Origin of the sequence: Enterococcus innesii (assembly GCF_022846515.1) — a bacterium.
GTDB lineage: Bacteria > Bacillota > Bacilli > Lactobacillales > Enterococcaceae > Enterococcus_D > Enterococcus_D innesii.
The window spans coordinates 2900405-2919239 of sequence record NZ_AP025635.1 but is presented as its reverse complement, the minus strand read 5'-3'; the positions used below and the strand labels follow the sequence as shown (position 1 = coordinate 2919239).

The window sequence follows — 18835 nt, the reverse complement described above, 5'->3', positions numbered from 1 at the left end:
TTTTGTGGTTCGCATTAACAAAGCCAGCAGCAAACCTTATTATGAGCAATTGGTTTTAAGTATAAAAGAAGATATTCTGAACGGTGTTCTAACCGCCGGAGACCAAGTGCCTTCAGTTCGTGAAATGGCTAAGCACCTGTTGATGAATCCAAATACCGTCAGCAAAGCTTACAAAGTATTGGAAAATGAGCAAGTCCTTGTCACCATCAAAGGAAAAGGCACTTTTGTGAAAGTCACCGAGGACTTGCCTCGCGATGAGATTCGGATCTTACAAGTGAAAGAACGTTTGAAAGAATTGATGATTGAAGCACGCCATTTACAGATCAGCATACGCGAGTTGACCGATTGGATGAATGGCTTTGAACAAGAGTTAGGAGGCGACCCACAGTGAAGATCGAACATGTGACCAAGAAAATGGAGCAAACAACTATCATAGAAAACGTGAACTTCTCCTTGGAAAAAGGAGAAATCGTAGGATTGATCGGCCGCAATGGTTCTGGGAAAACCACGTTGTTTCGAACGATCGCTGGACATTATTTATTAGATGATGGCGAAATTTCGATCGATAACCAACGCCTGGATCAGCACCCGCAATTAAAAGAACAACTTTTTTATATTGATGAAAAAGAAAACTTTCTTTCGGCCTACTCTTTGAAAAAGCTCAATCAATTTTATCGGCTTGCTTATCCAAATTTCGATCAAAATCTTTACTTAGAATTGATGCAAAGTCACGGTCTTCCTCTGACGCTTTCCTACCGACGGATGTCAAAAGGTATGCAAGGTCTTTATAAAATGATTCTTGCGATTGCCTCAAATGCGACGTTCTTACTTTTAGATGAACCTTTTGATGGGCTTGATGTGATCGTCCGTAAAAAAGTGATCGGACTATTGCTGGAAAGCCTCAGCGAATCGAATCGTACCGCATTGATCGCTTCTCATAATCTAAATGAATTAGAACATATTATTGATCGTGCCTTGTTGATCAAAGGGAAAACGATTGAAGGAGACTACCGTTTGGAAACGATTCGCGAGCAATCTCGCAAACTACAACTCGTCTTTCGCAGCAAACAGATTCCTCCCCTTATCAAGCAGCACTCCAAGCTGATTCAAAAGCAAGGCCGAGTCTTGACCGCTTTGTTTGACAATTACACAGAGGAGCTGGCGGCTGAGATTCAGCAACTTGATCCTTTGGTTTTTGAAGAATTACCTTTGACTTTGGAAGATCTGTTTGAAGCAAATTTACGACAAGAAACATTGGTGGAAGGATAGAGGTGGAAAACGATGTTAAGCAATTTATTTAAAGAACGCTATGGCAAGCTGCTGATCGGCTTTTGTTTTGTCGTGCTCTTCATGTATCTTAGTGCTGGCTGGCAATCACAAAAAGCCTGGCATCAGCAAGAACGCTATTTGGCATCTGAAGAATTTATCAAAGATTTCAACGAAAATCGAGAGTACTATGTCAAAAGCTACAACGGTGAAACCCCGGTTTACTTTGATTCGGCGGCAGAGTACCGCGATGCGGCATTGACGATCAACAAAGAGTACTCTGATGAGATTTATTACAATCACCCTTATATGACTACCATGAATCAATTTGTGATTGTCTTTCTGTTTCTTATAGGCTTTTTGTCCTTTTTTGTCGATGGCCGCACCAATTTCAATCGCTTTTTATTTGCTTTACCCTTTAGCAGAAAGCAGGTCTTTCGCAAGAAACTGCTTTTTATCGGCTTACCCTTGACGGCTTGTTTAGTGTTGGGTCTGTTAGGTCATATCCTGATCGAATACGCGATGATCCCAGCTCGCTATCTCGCTGTGCCGCTTCAAGACGTGCTGCTTTCTGCCCTTAGTACCTTGGCAACGAATCTGCTCGTATTTGCTACAGGCCTCCTGTTGGGCGTTTTGCTGGGGAATCTGTTTACTGGCGTGCTATCGGTGTTCTTCACTATTTCTCTAGGATCAATGGGGTATAGCTTTTTCCAATGTACCCGCGAGTTTTTTAGTTTTGTGTTTCTTGGTCATGGGGATTTTCTGCTTCCTTTTCAAACGTGGATCGATTGGCCGCAAGGATATGTCTACCCTTGGTGGCTGCTGCTCCTTTACCTCGGCTTGAGCGGCTTGCTGATTCTTGCTGCCGAAAAAGTGTTCTCGAAAATTTCTTTAGAAAATGATGGTGATTATTTAACGATCCCTAAATTGCGCGCCCCGGTATATTGGCTGCTTTCTTTGGGAACCTGGTTCTATCTATCCATGATATCTTATTACCCGTTAGAAATTTTTTACCGTGATCTCTACGAAGGATATGATGTCAGTCTTTGGAATATCGCCCTCCGGCTTGGTTTGTTGCTGGTTGCTTGCTTATTCATCAGTTTGTTGCTTGTCTATCCTAAAGCACTGATGAATTGGTGGTACAAACGAAAAAACAAACAGGTCAGCAATATTTAAAAAAGCGTCCCGGCAACAATTTCTTGTTGTAGGGACGCTTTTATATTTAATGTTTAGGTTTGTCGTCGTCTTTTTTGTCAAAGAAGTCATTTACTTTGCGAGAAACATCATCCGCAAAATCTTCAACCTTATCTTTGGCTTTCCCATATTTATTTTGGGTTTTCCCTTTTAATTCTTCGGAGTCATCTCCTGTAAGCTTCCCTTTTGTTTCGGTTACTTTTCCTTCAATGCGATCTTTGTTTGTCATCGTAAAAAACTCCTTTCATACTTGCTATAAGTTAATAGTAGCATCATTTGACAGAAAGCACGAATGTTCTGCTTCTACTATTTTTACAGGTGCTAGTTTCTTTTGAATCGTGGAAAATTTTTGGCCTTTCATAGATATCATACTCACACGATAAAAAGTGCTTCCCCTTTTAGGAGGCCATAAAAAACATTGCTTGCATAAAAAAACAGGACCGTCGAAGGCTTTGATTCGAGAAGCTATTCTTGCTGATTCTAGCAAGGAGGTTTCTCTGAGCGCCTTTTTTCGGTCATGTCTTTTGGAATCCTTCGCTAATAAGGTCTTTTACGCAATCCCTTTTAGCATCAGAATTGTTATTTGCGTTTTTTCTTTTTCTTCTTTTGTTTTTTGACCATGCGGTTCATAGCCATTTTTCCAAGTTTCCCTTTGACCCCACCGCCAAACATTTGATCCATGCCAGGAATGTTCATATTCCCTTTACTCATTTGCTGCATCATTTTGCGAGATTCTTTGAATTGTTTGATCATACGGTTGACTTCAACGACACTGTTGCCAGAACCGGCGGCAATCCGGCGACGACGGCTTGGATTTAACAAATCAGGATTTTCACGTTCTGCTGGTGTCATGGAATAAACCATGGCTTTTTGTCGAGCAATTTGTTTCGGATCAACTTTGATGTTTTCGATACCAGGCATTTGGCTCATTCCCGGAATCATTTTGAAAAGATCTTCAATTGGACCCATGCCCATAACTTGATCGATCTGTTCGACAAAGTCATTGAAGTCGAAGGAGTTTTCCTTCATTTTTTTTGCAAGTTCTTCTGCTTTTTTCTCGTCGTAATCTTGCTGTGCTTTTTCGATCAAAGTCAGCATATCACCCATACCGAGAATCCGACTCGCCATCCGATCTGGATGGAATACTTCAAGGTCGGTCAATTTTTCACCGGTACCAGTGAACTTGATTGGAGCACCCGTAACTTGACGAATCGACAATGCCGCCCCGCCACGAGTATCGCCATCTAGTTTGGTGATGACCACCCCTGTGATCCCCAGTTGTTGATTGAAGCTTTCTGCCACGTTGACAGCATCTTGTCCGGTCATCGCATCAACTACCAGTAAAATTTCATTTGGCTGTGCCAGGTCCTTGATTTGTTTTAGCTCTTCCATCAAGTTTTCATCGATATGCAAACGACCTGCCGTATCGATCAAAACATAGTCATTTTTCTTTTCCCGAGCCAAAGCCAGTCCTTGACGCACGATTTCAACTGGACTGACATCTGTTCCCATATCAAAAACAGGTACATCCAATTGCTGCCCTAATACTTTCAACTGGTCGATCGCGGCTGGACGATACACGTCACCAGCGATCATTAATGGGCGAGCGTTTTCGGTTTTAATCAAATGGTTGGCTAATTTTCCAGCAAAGGTGGTTTTCCCTGCCCCTTGCAGACCAGCCATCATGATGATCGTTGGAATCTTCGGTGATTTTTCGATCCCAACTGTTTCTGATCCTAATGTTTTAGTTAATTCTTCATCAACGATTTTAACGATCTGTTGCGCTGGAGATAAGCTTTCTAATACTTCTACCCCAACTGCTCGTTCACGAACATTTTTGGTAAACTCTTTTACAACCTGGAGATTGACGTCGGCTTCTAATAAAGCTAGACGAATCTCACGCATCATTTCTTTTACATCTGCTTCAGATACTTTTCCTTTTCTGCGCAGTTTGCTCATTGCCTGCTGGAGGCGTTCAGTTAAACTTTCAAATGCCATTTTTTTTCATTCCTTTATTCTTCAATTTCTTGGAGCTGTTGAATAAACCCCTGTAAGGTTTCGTCTTTTGGATAGTGAGTTTTCGTATACTCGCTTAGCTGATCCAGCAAGTCTTCCCGCATGATATAGTCCGAAAACATATGTAGTTTTTTTTCATAGTCTTCTAAAATACGTTCGGTGCGTTTGATGTTGTCATAGACTGCTTGACGGCTTACTTGATACTCTTCAGCGATTTCTCCTAGAGAAAAATCATCTGCGTAATACAATTCCATGTAATTCATCTGTTTTTCCGTCAATAACGTGGAATAAAACTCAAACAACGCATTCATGCGATTGGTCTTTTCAATTTCCATTTGCTTCCTCCTGTTTTGCAAGCCATTCGACATCGGACAAAACAGTCATGCCTTGTTGTCGAAAATACGCACAAGCGACACCGACCCCTGTTTTTTTGATTCCAGAAAAATTGCCATCATAAATCGTCTGACTGCCACAAGAGGGACTTTTCTCCTTTAGGATCAGTTGGGTGATGCCTTGCTCTTGTAATTTTTGATAAGCAATTTTCGCGCCGGTAGTAAACTCTTCGGTCACGTCTTCTCCTGAGATGGTGACGACCTTCGCCCGTTGTGCCCAAACATCCACCCCATCACCACCGACGATTTCGGCCGGTTCCCGTGGGATCGGCAAACCGCCAAGAACTTCTGGACAGACCATCATGGCTTGACCTGCTCTTACCAGTTCGATCAATTGTGGCACTGCTTGGTGTTTTCCATCATAGCGGCAAAGTGCACCGCCTAGACACGCACTGATTCCGATCATTTCGCACCCTCAGCTTTCCTATGAAATCGTCCTTTATTATAGCATTTATTTAGTGGTTGCAATAGTACCAATTGTCTATTCATGCTAAAATAGGACTTGTTCGTTGAAATTTAATCGTTTCTTGAAAAAAAGAAACGAAAGGAGTGTATCATGAAAAAAATTCTCGTTGTCGATGATGAACCTTCCATCGTCACACTTTTAACCTTTAATTTAGAAAAAGAAGGCTACCAAGTCGTCTCAGCCGCAGATGGAAAAAAAGCTTACGAATTAGCTTTGTCTAAGCCTTTTGACTTTATCATCTTAGATGTCATGCTGCCAAATATGGACGGTATCGAGATCACGAAGAAATTGCGCCAAGAAAAAATCGAGACCCCGATTCTCGTTTTGACCGCAAAAGATGATCCAATCGATCGGATCTTAGGCTTAGAAATCGGCGCCGATGACTATTTGACGAAGCCTTTCAGCCCTCGAGAAGTATTGGCTCGAATGAAAGCCATCTTCCGTCGTTTAGAACCCCGTCAACAAACACGAGAAGAAGATCAACCTGCAGAGATTCTGCAAGTCGGTGGGATCCAAGCAGACCTGACGAATTTCCAAGTCAGTGTGGATGGTGAGAAAATCTTCCTAACGCCAAAAGAATTCGAGCTGCTAGTTTACTTTATGAAACGAAAAGGCCGCGTGATCGATCGCGATACCTTGCTCAATCGCATTTGGAACTTCGACTTTGATGGACAAAGTCGCATCGTGGATGTTCACATCAGTCATTTAAGAGAAAAATTGGAAGCTGATCCAAAACGGCCGGAATACTTAGTAACGGTTCGGGGATTCGGGTATAAATTTCAGGAGCCAGTCTAATGAAAAAACGCTATGGCTATGGTTTATGGTCGATTGGCCTATTGCTGATTTTTTTTCTAAGCTGGCAAATTCTTAGCAGTTTTTACCGTCAACAAGTCATTGCTCAACAAGTGGATTTCCTTCAAGAAAAAGCTACCGTTTTTTTGAATCTCTCAGATAACCAAACCGCAGCGCTCGAACAATTTGCGGATACCTATGTGGAAGATAGCAATAGTCGCATCACTTTGTTAGATGATCAAGGTCAGATTATTTTCGATACCTATGATCATACACTGCATGAAAACCGCTTCGATCGTCCAGAAGTCCAAGCCGTTTTGCGTGGAAGCGCCGTCGGTCAGTCTCTGAGGGAAAGTGATACCTTACATGAAGAATTGCTCTACGTGGCAGTCCCTGTCAAAGAGGAAGGAAATCTGACGCAAATCTTACGAATCGCCGAACCGACTGCTGCTTTTTTTGCAAAAAACCAAGGAATCAAGCAGTCGATCTTGATTGTCTATCTTGTCTTTTGTTTCTTGATCAGCCTACTGATTTTCCATACCTTGCGTCAGCGGAATCGTCCGATCCAAACGATTCTGCCCGTCGTAAAGAAAATGATCAGCTCGCCCGATCAACAAGCAATCATTATGCAAGAAACACCTGAACATGATGAGTTGTATCAACTGATCAATCAGCTGAGCGAACAAATGAGCCAGACCTATCGTGCCTATGCAGCATCTGAACACCAACTTTACGGATTGCTCAGTGAATTGATGATCGGTGTCTTTATCATCAATGAAGAAAATCAACTGCTGCTGTTGAATCCGACGATGCAAGATCAGTTGGGGATGGAAACTGTGCCCACCTTGCCGCAACCTTTTACTGAAGTGATTCATGACACACAATTGATCCAGTTGATCTACCAATTTAATGACGAGACCCCTATTTTCCATGCGGAGACCACCCTTAGCGGAGAACGTTCAAAAGTCCTGGATGTTACCTTGCGGAGTTTCCAAGACAACCAGTTGATTGGTATTTCCTATGACTTGACGCGCATCAGACAATTAGAAAAGATGCAAAAAGATTTTGTCGGCAATGTTTCCCATGAATTAAAAACGCCGGTAACTTCCTTGATCGGGTTTACTGAAACATTGCTGGACGGTGCCAAAGAAGACCCTGAGACATTACAAACCTTCTTAGAGATCATTCAAAAAGATGCCTATCGCTTGAAAAATCTAATACAAGATATCATCCAATTGTCTCAAGACAGCGATTCTTTCCAGTATATCAATCAGCCAATCGACTTTTCCGAACTGCTGCAACAAGTCCTTCAAACTTATGGTCCCGCTGCTACTAAGAAGCAATTGACCTTTCAATTTGAAGGACCAGAACACTACATTTTGTCTACCAAAAAAGAGCTGCTGCAGCCCATCGTAAAAAATCTAGTTGAAAATGCGGTCACCTATTCAAAACCTGGTGGAACCATCAAATTATCCTTTTCAGAGCAAGACGACCAGCTGCTATTCCAAGTGCAGGATCAAGGCATCGGTATCGATGAAGAAGATCAAGAACGGATTTTTGAACGGTTTTATCGGGTAGACAAAGCCCGCGCCCGCAATTCTGGCGGCACTGGACTCGGACTGGCTATCGTCAAAGACTATACCAAATTATTAGGCGGCAGCATCAAGGTGGACAGTTTCCCTAAAATTGGTTCTACCTTTACAGTGACTTTGCCGCTTCATGAAGAAAGATGAATATTATGGATAAAAAACAGCCGAGAAAACGCCTAGTGGCATTTTCTCGGCTGTTTTTTTGGAATCATGCTTACTTAACAACTTTTGTTGCGGATTCATTAACGTAACCTAACCAAGTTCCTTTATTATCATAAATTGACAGGTAATTACTACCATTAAAGTGGCGATACACATAGCGCGCTTCGAAAGTTTGTCCTTTCATGGCATTAGTCACCGTACTTTTTTGCTTCCAAGAGAAATTTTGCCAGAGTGGAAAATTCTGAGTAAACGTTATTTTTTTATGGTAACTTTGGTTTATTCCGGCAGCATTACTTGCTTCCTTTGTTCCATTGGCATTGATATAGCCAAGCCAAGTTCCTTTGTTATCGTACAATGATGAATAGGTACTTCCATTGAAATGGTTATAGTATACTTTTACTTGGAGTGTTTGACCGTAAAAATTACTGCTTTTATTTTTTTCTTTCCAAGAAAAGTTTTGCCAAATCGAATAATTTTTACTTGTAACAGTGACATATTTACCACTTGAAATAGCTGTTCCACCTGCATTATTCGCTGTTTTGGTACCATTAGCGTTCATATAGCCTAACCATGTACCAGATTGATCATATAGTGAATAATAAATACTGCCATTTAAGTGTTCATAGCGATATTTCGCTAGAACTGTTTTGTTCAAGTAATCCTTGCTGGATGCCTTTACTTTCCACGAAAAATTTTGCCATATCGAGTAATTTCCACTGGTGATCGTTACATAGCGTCCATCGGCCAATGCGGGGCCTTGATTCGTTTGAACTGCTAATTTCGTTGAAGCGATGTACCCAATCCATTTTCCAGAAAAATCATAAACTGAATCATAATACGTGCCATCAAAGTGATGGTAAGTACCGGTTACTTTATAGGTATTTTTCACCATATCTGAAGTTATCGGTGCAGTCTTAGTAAACGTAAAATCTCGATATATTATTCCTGGCTCTTTAAATTTGACATAGGTTTGTTTTGATTGCCAATTCCCTTGAGGACCATCAGCAACTTTGACGCCACCAGAGTTAATGTACCCAACCCAATTCCCTTGGTTGTCGTATAACGAATAATAGGTGCTACCGTTAATATGCTCATAACGCACTTTTATTTGCAGGGTCTGACCCAGATAAGCTTTAGAGTCTGCTTTTTTTGTCCAAGAGAAATTTTGCCAAATCGTATAATTGTCTTTTACAACGGTGGCATAACGGCCATCATTGATCGCACCACCTTGTCCTTGACTGATAAAATACTTGTTATAATCTGAATTCATATCAAAGGTGCCATTGATCCCTGGGAATGTAACGTTATATGTCCACTGCCATGCACTATAATCCGTATACTTCTGATTTTGCGGTTCGTATGGATATTGTGCGATCCAAACTTTGTTTTTTCCTAAAGCAACAGGGTCGATCGCGTTATCCGTGACCCACGACACACCTATATAATGATGCGTATTTGAATAACCCAACTCTTTTAATCTATTTTCAAAAACTTTTGACAATTGTGTATGGTCTGCTTTTTTCTTAATGTTTGGCTCTTCAATGTCATTGACCATCAAAGCAGAGGTCGGCAGGTTTAGCTGTTTGGCATAGCTTACAAAATAATCTGCTTCCGCTTTTGCCTGTGCCTCAGTGGTGAACCAACTGTAGTGATAAGCATGTACAATCAGGCCTGCAGCTTTAGCATTTGCGATTTGACTTGCAGCTAAGGGATTTCGATAAGAAGTTGCCTCTGTCAATTTCACCACCACTGCAGAAACGCCATAACTTTTAATCAACTTGAACTGCTCCACAGTGATCTCTCCGTTGTGGGAGGAAATATCAATAAAGTCTTGCTTTGGGGTTGAGGGATCTCCTGCTGAAATATAAGGAACACTAGAAACAGACCGTGCCGAACGGCTTAAGCTGACTTTCAAATCTGAACGGCTTCGATACGTTGGGTCTAATCCTGAGCTGATATCATAGACAGAATCCGAAGCATTGTCTGGGCTTTTTTCTTCACTTTCGGCTGTACTGCTATCAACAGTCGTACTGCCCGTTTCACTGCGGTTACTTGATGATGTTGTCTCACTCGTTGAATCAATTGAGTCTTCGCTGGTTTCACCTGTATTCGAGCGAATTGTTTGGCTGTCACTGCTTGTCACATCATTCGTCTCAGAGTAAACAATAGCAGCCTCTTTTGACTCACTTGTTGATTCCGTGTCTGCAAAACCAACACGCATGCCAAAAATGACAAAGGCCGTTCCCGCATACAATGCTGCTATTAACATTTTTTTTGGAAATCTTTTCATTTTTTTCCCCTTTCACTGAATATTCATCTATATTCACTATCTATTTTACATAAAAAATAAAAAAAAGGTACAAAAAAAGAAGGAGTTCTTCCCTTCTTTTTTTGTACCTTATGAAAACTGTTTATTCAACATTCGTTACTTCGCCGTCTACACTGCGTTCTACTTTCATATCAGTGATTGGCAAATATCCTAATTCGATAACGATTCCTTGTTGGACATCGTCTGTCATGATGTAATCAAGAAAGGCTTTGACGTTAGCATCTGGCTCGCCGTTCGTGTACATATGCTCATAAGACCAGATTGGCCATTTGTTATCTGCAATGTTTTCAGGAGTTGCTTCTACTCCATCAAGAGATAGCGCTTGGATCGAATCGTCCACATAGGATAAAGCAAGGTAGCTGATTGCTCCTGGTGTTTCAGCAACGATTTTACGAACTGTTCCAGAAGAATCTTGTTCTTGTGTTTGGATCGTCTCTGCACCATCTAAGCCCCATTTTTCAAAGGTCGCTCTCGTACCGCTGCCTGATGCGCGGTTGATTACAGAGATTTCTTGATCTGCTCCACCTAGTTCAGACCAATTCTTCACTTTGCCTGTAAAGATATCGATTAAATCTTGTTGGCTAAGATCCGTAACGCCTGCGTCTTTATTCACTACTGGAGCCATACCAACTACAGCTACTTTATGGTCAACTAATTTGCTGGCATCCACACCATCTTTTTCATCCGCAAAAACATCGGAATTACCGATCGTCACAGCGCCTGCTTCTACTTGACTTAAGCCAGTTCCGCTACCGCCACCTTGAACCGTAATTGTATAATTGGGATTGTCTGCTGAGAAGCTTTCACCTGCTGCTTCAACCAAGGGTTGCAATGCAGTTGAGCCTACCGCTAAAATTTCTACATTTTCATTTGATGCGGCACCTGATGAAGATCCGCCTGATGCTTGACTGCTCTCAGTGCTTGCGCCACCGCTCCCACAGCCAGCTAATAATAAACCAGTTGCAAAAAATAAAAGTCCCAATTTTTTCATTTAGTAAATCTCCTTTCGTTATATGCTTAGTTTAGCAAGGCGGTGTAAACCCTTGATGGATTTCATGTAAAGAATCGATAAAGCGATGTAAATCTTTTGTAAAGTTCGTCGATTGCCTAAAAAAGCCCCCGCTGCATCCATCAGAGGGGGCTTACTTTATCTAAAAACGAAAGAAACGTTTGTAGAATCAATTGCTTTGCATATAGCGTGTCAAGCGATCCATCGCTTCCACCAAGTTTTCCATACTTGCCGCATAGCTTAAACGAACATAGCCTTCTGCTTCGGGACCAAAGGCGATACCCGGGATGATTGCTAATTGATTCTTTTCGGCTAAGTCGACACAAAAAGCCATGGAATCTTGGTTGAAACCAGCTGGTATTTTGGCAAAAATGTAGAATGCACCAGATGGCTTCGCCATTTCAAAACCAAGGGCAGTCATTTTTTCAAACAAGTAATCTCGGCGTTCACGGTAATCGGCTTTCATGACTTCTGCATCATTGACGCCTTCGATCAATGCCCGCACTGCGGCTTTTTGAGAAATCGTTGATGCCGCAGTCACTAAGTATTGGTGGACCTTAATGATCTGAGCAGTCAACGCTTCTGGTGCAAAAATGAAGCCGACGCGCCACCCAGTCATCGCGTGAGATTTCGACAAGCCGTTGATCACGATCGTTTGATCCCGCAAGTATTCAGCAATGGATACGTGGGTTTCATCATAAGTCAACTCACTATAAATTTCATCGCTAATAACAAAAACGGGGTATTTTTCTAAAACTTCTGCCAATGCTTTGACTTGTTCTCGGGTATAAACGACCCCTGTTGGATTGCTAGGATAATTTAAAATGACTGCCTTGACTTGCTCCCCATGTTCTTTTAAGGCTGCTTCCAAAACTTCTGGCGCTAAAACAAAGTCATTATCCGTCGTATCAAGATAAATCGGTTTGGCATGAGCTAAATGGATGACTGGTTCATAGCCTGGATAAATTGGTGCTGGTAAAATCACTTTATCACCAGGTTCTAACGTAGCTAATAACGAAGCTGAGATTGCTTCCGTTGCACCGATCGTCACTAATACTTCTGATTGAAAGTCGTAATCAAGCTGATATTTATTTTTCAAAAAGAGACTGGCTGCTTGCCGAACATCTGCTAAGCCTGCCATTCCAGAATAGTGGCTGAAATTTTGTTCGATTGCTTGGACACCCGATTTTTTCACGTGCTCCGGTGTGTTGAAATCCGGCTCGCCTAACGTTAACTTTAAAATATCAGGAATTGAAGAAACCCGTTCATCAAATTTACGAATCAATGAAACAGCTATATTGTACACTTCATGATTGAAGCGTTGGCTTACGTCTGCCATAGTATCACTCCTTTGAATTAAGCAAATTCATTCGCTATTGTTGTTAATCCTAACACAAAAAGGCGACAATTTTAAGCAACGGATGAAATTAATCTAACAACGATAAATCCGTTTACTTATTTACAAACAAATACAAATTATGTTAGTATATATCTAAACAACAAAAGGAGAATCCGAAATGAAACCTTATCAAGAGTTTACCCTTTCTGATTATCAGCAAGGATATGTCGCAACACCAACGGATTATTGTTGCGTCTTTTGTCAGGAGACCTTCGACAAAGAAGAAATCTATCCCGTTGATGGCGCCTTTTTTACAGCAAAAAAACGAATGATGCAGCATATCACTGAGCATCACGGAACCGTTTTATCCGCATTGTTGGCTTTACCCAAAGAACAAACAGGCTTATCAGAGAGCCAACAGGAGATTTTACAATTGTTTGCTCAAGATATTAGCGATACTGTGATTGCCCAGCGCTTAGGTATCTCTTCTTCGACTGTCAGGAATCATCGCTTTAAGCTAAAAGAAAAGCAGCGACAAGCGACTGTTTTTCTAAGTATCATGTCCTTGTTGCAAGATAGCCCGTTGCTGCCGCCTCACAAAGGGGCAACGATGCTTGATGATCGCTATGCCATTACAGCTAGTGAAAGAGAAAAGATCATTGCTACTTATTTTGATGAAACGGGGTTTATCAAACAGTTTCCCAGCAAAGAAAAGCGCAAGATCGTTGTCTTGAGTGTACTGGCACAAAAATTTGATCCGAAGAAAAATTATTCAGAAGCTGCCGTCAACGATGTATTAAAACAAGCGATCACCGATTACGTCACTGTCCGACGTTATTTGATCGAATACGGATTTATGCAACGGACGAAAGACGGGAAAACTTACTGGCTGACTTAAAACCTAGACTGTAACTGGCTGGAACTTTTGTTGGTTGGATGGACAGTATCTTTCACAGTGTTAAAAAGTTAACAGCTCCAGTTTTTTACAAAAAAAAGACAAAGTACGAAAACACCCGTACTTTGTCTACTGTCTGAAACGCTGGGACAAGTTCCAGCGTTTATTTTTCTTTTAGAAAGATTTTTTTGATGATCAATTTATCAAATAATTGCGTTTGATTGTCTTGTTCCCCAATGACTTCAGCAGTCACCGATTTGCCGTCTTGTTTTTTGCGCAACTGATAAACAATCTTGCCTGTTTCTTTCAATTCGTTCACCATATCGACGACACCGCCAAAACCTGTTTTACGAGTGATGAAGCCTAACGCCACCATCCGCTCATCTAAATTTTTTGCCGAGATGCTGGCACCGGTGATCAGTGCTTGTCGCATGATTTGTAAGAATTCCTCTAGCCCTGCCACTGGGGGCTGTTCGGGTTCTTCTTCCATCAGCGGTCGCTGACGCAAATAATCTAATTCCTGCAATAACGTTTCATACTGCTCTTGTGTCAACATGACCCCCGCCACTTTTTCACGATTGAATACATATACTGCTGTTCCTGCTTCTCGCGCTTGATTAAATACATCCATCGGAGATTTTTTTACTTCAGTAATTGAAGTAGTGGGAACATCCAACTTCTTCAGTTCCATAATCAACGTCCTCCTTGTCTCAACGAACACATTATAGCATAAATCCAGAAGCAGATTATAGAGGTATTTCACTGCTCCTAGGAAAAGAAACAAAAAAGCGGCTAATCGCCGCTTTTTTCAATTGATAAGGTCATTGCATTGATGGCAACGATGATCGTGCTCATAGACATCAAGACAGCTCCGACTGCTGGGTTCAAAATGATTCCGATCGGTGCGAGGACGCCAGCTGCCAAAGGAATGGCAAAAATATTGTATCCTGCGCCCCACCAGAGATTTTGAATCATCTTGCGTCTTGTTTTTTTCGCCAAAGTCAAGAAGTGCAAGATGTCTTGAGGTTCGCTATTCGTCAAAACGACATCGGCTGAATCGATCGCTACATCGGTACCCGCTCCGATCGCAATCCCGATCGTCGCTCTTGCAAGACTTGGGGCGTCATTAATCCCATCGCCTACCATTACGACGCGCTTGCCCTCTTTGACATAGTCACTGACTAGACGTTCTTTATCGTCTGGTAACATTGCCGCATGGAAGGCTTCGATTCCTAGGTAATCGGCTACGGCTTGCGCCGCTGCTTGGTTGTCCCCTGTAGCCATAACTGGCGTGATGCCTAAGTCTTTCACTTTTTGAATAAATTGACTCGCTTCTGGTTTCACCTTATCCCCTAAGGCGACGATTCCTTCCACTTTGCCGTCATGAACCAAATAGCTGATGGTATTGCCCTGTTCTTGATAATTTTTCAAGGAGTTCCCTTGATATTGAATGGTTAATTGCTCCAATCCTTTTTGATTGACGATCAACCACTTCTGTCCATCGATCACGCCTTCCAGACCAATACCCGTCCTTGTTTGAACATCAGTCGCCTTTTTGGCCGTGATGTTTTCCTTTTCTGCTTGGGCTAAAATGCCTTCTGCGATCGGATGATTGGCGGTTTTCTCAAGACCTGCTAGGTAAGCGAGTACTTCTGATGCAGAAAGGCTGCCAGTCGCCTCGATGCCAGTTACGGTAAACGTTCCTTCTGTTAACGTACCGGTCTTATCGAGGATCAGATAATCAACATGATGCGCATTCTCCAGTGCGTTGCGATTTTTTAAGAGCAAGCCATTTTTGGCAGCGATCGATGTTGAACGAGCCACGACGAGGGGAATCGCTAGGCCTAACGCATGGGGACAGGCAATGACGAATACCGTGACCATTCGATCAAGAGCAGTCGGTAGGTCAGCAACAAACAGCCATACAGCAAATGCCAAGACACCAGCAACTAACGCAATATAAAACAACCATTTTGCCACTTTGTCCGAAAGTGCTTCTAAGCGGGATTTATCAGCTTGGGCTTTTCGCACCATTTCCATGACTTTTGCCAAATAGCTGTCTTCCCCAGTCCCTGTGACTTCCATCGTGATGGTACCATTGCCGTTGACCGATCCTCCAATGACAGTACTGCCGATGGTTTTAGGTACCCGTCTGGATTCACCAGTAACTGCCGACTCATCGATCGTTGTTTCTCCTTCAAGGATCGTTCCGTCTGTAGGAATCTTATCTCCTGAGCGAACGATCAACTGTGTTTTGTTGGTCACTTCTTCTAATGGAATCTGTTCTTCTGATCCATCCGCATTTTTCCGAATCACTTCTTTTGGCAATAGTTCTGCTAATTTCTGTAATGCATTGCCAGCATTAGAAACGGCATTCATCTCGATCCAATGCCCTAACAACATGATCACGATCAGAGTCGCTAGTTCCCAGAAGAAATCCATTACATGAGGAACAGCAAGAAAATGATTGGCGATAAACGCGTAAAGACTATAAAAATAAGAAACCGTGATCCCCATAGCAATCAACGTCATCATGGCTGGGCTTTTTTGTTTCAATTCCATTTTCGCACCACTTAAAAACGGCTGCCCGCCATAGAAAAACAGGATCGTTCCTAAAAGCAATACGACCCAATCTGAGCCAGGAAACGTGAACTGAAAGGGCAATTCGATGCCCATCATTGGTGATAAAATGACGATTGGAATCGCCAAAATCAAGGATAGCCAAAACTTTTGCTTGAAATTTCCCATATGCATACTATGATCCATGCCACCCATTCCATGATCCATATGACTATGATCCATACCAGACATCTCATGATTCATGTGACTGTGGTTCATGCCAGACATCTCATGGTCCGTGTGACTATGGTTCATGCCAGACATCTCATGGTCCGTGTGACTATGGTTCATGCCAGACATCTCATGGTCCGTGTGACTATGGTTCATGCCAGACATCTCATGGTCCTTATGACTATGATTTATTCTGGAAACTTCATGATCCATATGACTATGGTTTCTATCGGAACTTTCATGCTCCTGCTGTTTTGATGTTGCCCCTTGATGATCCATCCCATTCATCTCATGGCTAGGCTCAGGGACTTCTGCCACCTGTGATTGCGCAGGTTGCTCTTGTCCCTGTGTACCATTATCCTGCTCATTCCTAGGTTCATGCCTATGATGGCTTGACGTCTGACGATTGTCTGCAGGTGACGTTTTTTTCTGATTCATCCTAGTATTCCCCTTCCTATTTCATTGCATGTGCGCACAGTCTTGCTCCTTCATACAAAAGCTTCAAGGGGCTGGACACTTTTCATTTGTTTTGATTTTTTCCTTTTCACTTTAGCAATTCCATCGCTTACTCAAATACCCCTTGATAACCCGCTTCGGAGACCGCATTGACTAAGGCTGTTTCTGTCACTTGCGACTCGTCAAACTTGACTGTTCCGCGAGCTTTTTTCAAGTCCACTTTAGCTTTTTTCACACCCGGTACTTCACTAAGCGCTTTTTCAACTTTTGCCGCACAATGGGCGCAATTCATTCCGCTGATTTGCATATTTTTTTTCATTACTATTCCTCATTTCTTTTAACAGTTCGTTGGCTACTTATTTTGTTGCATGGGTTTTGCATTGGCACTGACCAGGAATACAATTACACGAAATCGCTGCTACTGGCACTTTTTGGTCGACTGCTGCTTGGAGCATCGCCAAATCTTCTGCCGTCAATGCTGCTTCTTGGATCATTTCTGCTAATGTCTGCCCAACTTTTATGGCACAAATATGAGAAAAAAGATTCTCAGCTGCGCTGCGAACGGTTGCTTCTTCGGAAACAAGCGGCGAATAAACAAATTTTTTTCCTTGGCTTTCTGTTTTCAATACGTCTTTTTTGACGAGTCGTCCTAAAAGCGTCTTGACTGTCGCTGCTTTCCAATTTTTATTTTCGCTCAATAAAGCGGTGATCTCTTTCGCGTCGGATTGTCCTAATGTCCAGATCACACGCATGACTTCCCATTCAGAATCGCTGATTTTGATTGGTTCGACCACAGATTGCATTTGTCCACTTCCTTTCATAAGTGATTCACATTTTTTAGTTTACATCTGTAATCGTATTTTGTCAAAAAAAAGCATCGCCAAACTTTCTGCGTTTTGACAATGCTTTTTTCTATTTAATAAAAAATGATTTGGTTCCTATGCTTAAAAGTGGACCTGGTACGTCGTCACAGAGTGGAAGGGTTCTTCTGGACGCAGTACGATCTCACCAAAGTGGGGAAATTTTTCAGAGCCAGGAACACCTTGTGTTTCGATCGCCATCCCGCCATGATTGACAAAAGGACCAGTCTTCATTGGTGCACCAGCTTCTCCCTCACCCGTCGTATAAATAACAACAGCAGGACGGTCGGTGGTTACAGTCAGCTGCACTTTTTGATCGGGACTGGTTACTTTTAGATCCCACTCTTGCTCATGATCCAATAAGAACGGATCATCCAACATCGTCGTTCCCATCGGGCGTTCTTGTCTAAAATCAAACTTTGTGCCTGCGACAGGCGTTTTTTCACCGGTGGTCGTCACATCGTCATTCGTTTCAGCCACATGTTCGGCATTGATTTGAACCAAGTGGTCATCGATCGGCTGTTGCGTATCACCTGTCAAATTGAAATAACCGTGGTTCGTTGGGTTAAATAAAGTCGCTTTGTCTGTGCTGGCATCATAAGCAAGCAATAGTTCATTGTCATTCGTCAACGTATAAGTGACTTGATAACGAACATTCCCAGGAAACCCGCCATCACCATCTTGTCGTGTGGTAGTAAAAATCACGCCGACATTGTCTGCTTCCTCAAAGGTTTCAGCGATCCAGATATCGGTGTCAAGTCCCTTGGAACCGCCATGAAGCGTATTGCCACCATCATTGTCTTCCGTTTGGTATTCTTGTCCATCGATCTCAAAGCGAGTACCGGCGATCCTTCCTGCCACAGGGCCGATCGTTGCGCCATAATAACGTGCTTGGCGATGTCCTTCGATCGTGTCATAACCGACCACGATGTCGCGACCTTCTTCTACTGGAACGACCCAATCCAATAAGCGTGCGCCTTCAGGACTTAGCCTTACGATGGTACCGCTATCATTGGAAAGCTCATAAATTGTTCCCATTTTTTCTGACGTCAGTTGTTTCACATTTGGCATTCGTTCATATCCTTCTTTCTTTAATTAGTCTGCTACTCTTTTTAAGTATAGCCGTTATGGGCTAGATACGTCAATTCAAGACGGAAGGATTCAGTAGGAATTTATTTTATGCCGGGCCGTTTTACACAAATAAAAAGCGGCAAGAAGGGCCCACGGGTTGATTGAATCATGGTCAGCTGATCGTGAGAGAAAGTACTAGGAGAAGCACT

The 18835-nt window shown here is 42.4% G+C and carries 18 protein-coding genes; 6 read left to right on the top strand and 12 right to left on the bottom strand.

Annotated features, from left to right (window positions below):
- Positions 1 to 4 precede the first annotated feature (4 nt).
- The 3 genes from ENLAB_RS13570 to ENLAB_RS13560 are packed head-to-tail and all read left to right on the top strand — an operon-like array spanning position 5 to position 2442.
- The gene (locus ENLAB_RS13570) at positions 5 to 391 is read left to right on the top strand and encodes a GntR family transcriptional regulator (RefSeq protein ID WP_170920129.1); all 387 of its coding nucleotides are present in this window, start codon (positions 5 to 7) and stop codon (positions 389 to 391) included.
- Positions 388 to 1269: an ATP-binding cassette domain-containing protein gene (locus tag ENLAB_RS13565; protein ID WP_244351585.1), complete on the top strand. Its 882-nt coding sequence runs from the start codon at positions 388 to 390 to the stop codon at positions 1267 to 1269. The genes ENLAB_RS13570 and ENLAB_RS13565 overlap by 4 nt, the downstream gene beginning before the upstream one ends.
- 12 nt (positions 1270 to 1281) lie before the next feature.
- Positions 1282 to 2442, top strand: a complete 1161-nt coding sequence (locus ENLAB_RS13560; protein ID WP_244351582.1) for an ABC transporter permease — start codon at positions 1282 to 1284, stop codon at positions 2440 to 2442.
- Between the two features lie 46 nt (positions 2443 to 2488).
- Here the strand turns inward: ENLAB_RS13560 and ENLAB_RS13555 are convergent, their stop codons facing one another.
- From ENLAB_RS13555 to ENLAB_RS13540, 4 genes are all read right to left on the bottom strand, one after another.
- Positions 2489 to 2689 carry a CsbD family protein gene (locus ENLAB_RS13555; protein WP_008377398.1) on the bottom strand — a complete coding sequence of 67 codons (201 nt, stop codon included), beginning with the start codon at positions 2687 to 2689 and terminating at the stop codon, positions 2489 to 2491.
- Between the two features lie 350 nt (positions 2690 to 3039).
- Complete coding sequence (gene ffh, locus ENLAB_RS13550; RefSeq protein ID WP_244351580.1) at positions 3040 to 4458, bottom strand: signal recognition particle protein; 1419 nt, start codon at positions 4456 to 4458, stop codon at positions 3040 to 3042.
- 14 nt (positions 4459 to 4472) lie between these two features.
- A complete protein-coding gene (locus ENLAB_RS13545; RefSeq protein ID WP_005228897.1) occupies positions 4473 to 4811 on the bottom strand; it encodes a putative DNA-binding protein in 339 nt (112 codons plus the stop codon).
- The gene (locus ENLAB_RS13540; protein ID WP_077453503.1) at positions 4801 to 5274 is read right to left on the bottom strand and encodes a 2-thiouracil desulfurase family protein; all 474 of its coding nucleotides are present in this window, start codon (positions 5272 to 5274) and stop codon (positions 4801 to 4803) included. Before ENLAB_RS13540 ends, ENLAB_RS13545 begins: the two co-directional genes overlap by 11 nt.
- Before the next feature lie 150 nt (positions 5275 to 5424).
- Here ENLAB_RS13540 and ENLAB_RS13535 point away from each other — a divergent pair, with 150 nt between their 5' ends.
- Positions 5425 to 6129 carry a response regulator transcription factor gene (locus ENLAB_RS13535; RefSeq protein ID WP_081118430.1) on the top strand — a complete coding sequence of 235 codons (705 nt, stop codon included), beginning with the start codon at positions 5425 to 5427 and terminating at the stop codon, positions 6127 to 6129.
- A complete protein-coding gene (gene pnpS / locus ENLAB_RS13530) occupies positions 6129 to 7859 on the top strand; it encodes a two-component system histidine kinase PnpS (RefSeq protein WP_244351577.1) in 1731 nt (576 codons plus the stop codon). Before ENLAB_RS13535 ends, pnpS begins: the two co-directional genes overlap by 1 nt.
- Before the next feature lie 70 nt (positions 7860 to 7929).
- On the opposite strand, the gene ENLAB_RS13525 is transcribed toward pnpS, so the two are convergent.
- The 3 genes from ENLAB_RS13525 to ENLAB_RS13515 form a co-directional block, all read right to left on the bottom strand.
- The gene (locus tag ENLAB_RS13525; protein ID WP_244351575.1) at positions 7930 to 10167 is read right to left on the bottom strand and encodes a GH25 family lysozyme; all 2238 of its coding nucleotides are present in this window, start codon (positions 10165 to 10167) and stop codon (positions 7930 to 7932) included.
- 121 nt (positions 10168 to 10288) lie between these two features.
- The gene (locus ENLAB_RS13520; protein WP_194195546.1) at positions 10289 to 11197 is read right to left on the bottom strand and encodes a phosphate ABC transporter substrate-binding protein PstS family protein; all 909 of its coding nucleotides are present in this window, start codon (positions 11195 to 11197) and stop codon (positions 10289 to 10291) included.
- Positions 11198 to 11384: 187 nt separating this feature from the next.
- Positions 11385 to 12554 (bottom strand): pyridoxal phosphate-dependent aminotransferase, encoded by a 1170-nt coding sequence (locus tag ENLAB_RS13515; RefSeq protein ID WP_244351573.1) that lies wholly within the window; start codon positions 12552 to 12554, stop codon positions 11385 to 11387.
- A gap of 178 nt (positions 12555 to 12732) precedes the next feature.
- Between ENLAB_RS13515 and ENLAB_RS13510 the strand changes: the two genes are divergently transcribed.
- Positions 12733 to 13452 (top strand): DUF2087 domain-containing protein, encoded by a 720-nt coding sequence (locus ENLAB_RS13510; RefSeq protein ID WP_244351572.1) that lies wholly within the window; start codon positions 12733 to 12735, stop codon positions 13450 to 13452.
- Between the two features lie 160 nt (positions 13453 to 13612).
- Here ENLAB_RS13510 and ENLAB_RS13505 read toward each other — a convergent pair whose 3' ends face one another.
- The 5 genes from ENLAB_RS13505 to ENLAB_RS13485 all read right to left on the bottom strand — a co-directional run bounded on the left by ENLAB_RS13505 (position 13613) and on the right by ENLAB_RS13485 (position 18626).
- Positions 13613 to 14140 carry a type II toxin-antitoxin system Phd/YefM family antitoxin gene (locus tag ENLAB_RS13505; RefSeq protein ID WP_005237249.1) on the bottom strand — a complete coding sequence of 176 codons (528 nt, stop codon included), beginning with the start codon at positions 14138 to 14140 and terminating at the stop codon, positions 13613 to 13615.
- 101 nt (positions 14141 to 14241) lie between these two features.
- The gene (locus tag ENLAB_RS13500) at positions 14242 to 16677 is read right to left on the bottom strand and encodes a heavy metal translocating P-type ATPase (RefSeq protein WP_279612827.1); all 2436 of its coding nucleotides are present in this window, start codon (positions 16675 to 16677) and stop codon (positions 14242 to 14244) included.
- Positions 16678 to 16804: 127 nt separating this feature from the next.
- Positions 16805 to 17014: a copper chaperone CopZ gene (copZ, locus tag ENLAB_RS13495; protein ID WP_060792541.1), complete on the bottom strand. Its 210-nt coding sequence runs from the start codon at positions 17012 to 17014 to the stop codon at positions 16805 to 16807.
- A 37-nt stretch (positions 17015 to 17051) separates the two neighbouring features.
- Positions 17052 to 17498: a CopY/TcrY family copper transport repressor gene (locus ENLAB_RS13490; protein WP_244351570.1), complete on the bottom strand. Its 447-nt coding sequence runs from the start codon at positions 17496 to 17498 to the stop codon at positions 17052 to 17054.
- Positions 17499 to 17639: 141 nt separating this feature from the next.
- Positions 17640 to 18626: an aldose epimerase family protein gene (locus ENLAB_RS13485; protein ID WP_244351566.1), complete on the bottom strand. Its 987-nt coding sequence runs from the start codon at positions 18624 to 18626 to the stop codon at positions 17640 to 17642.
- Between the last annotated feature and the right edge of the window lie 209 nt (positions 18627 to 18835).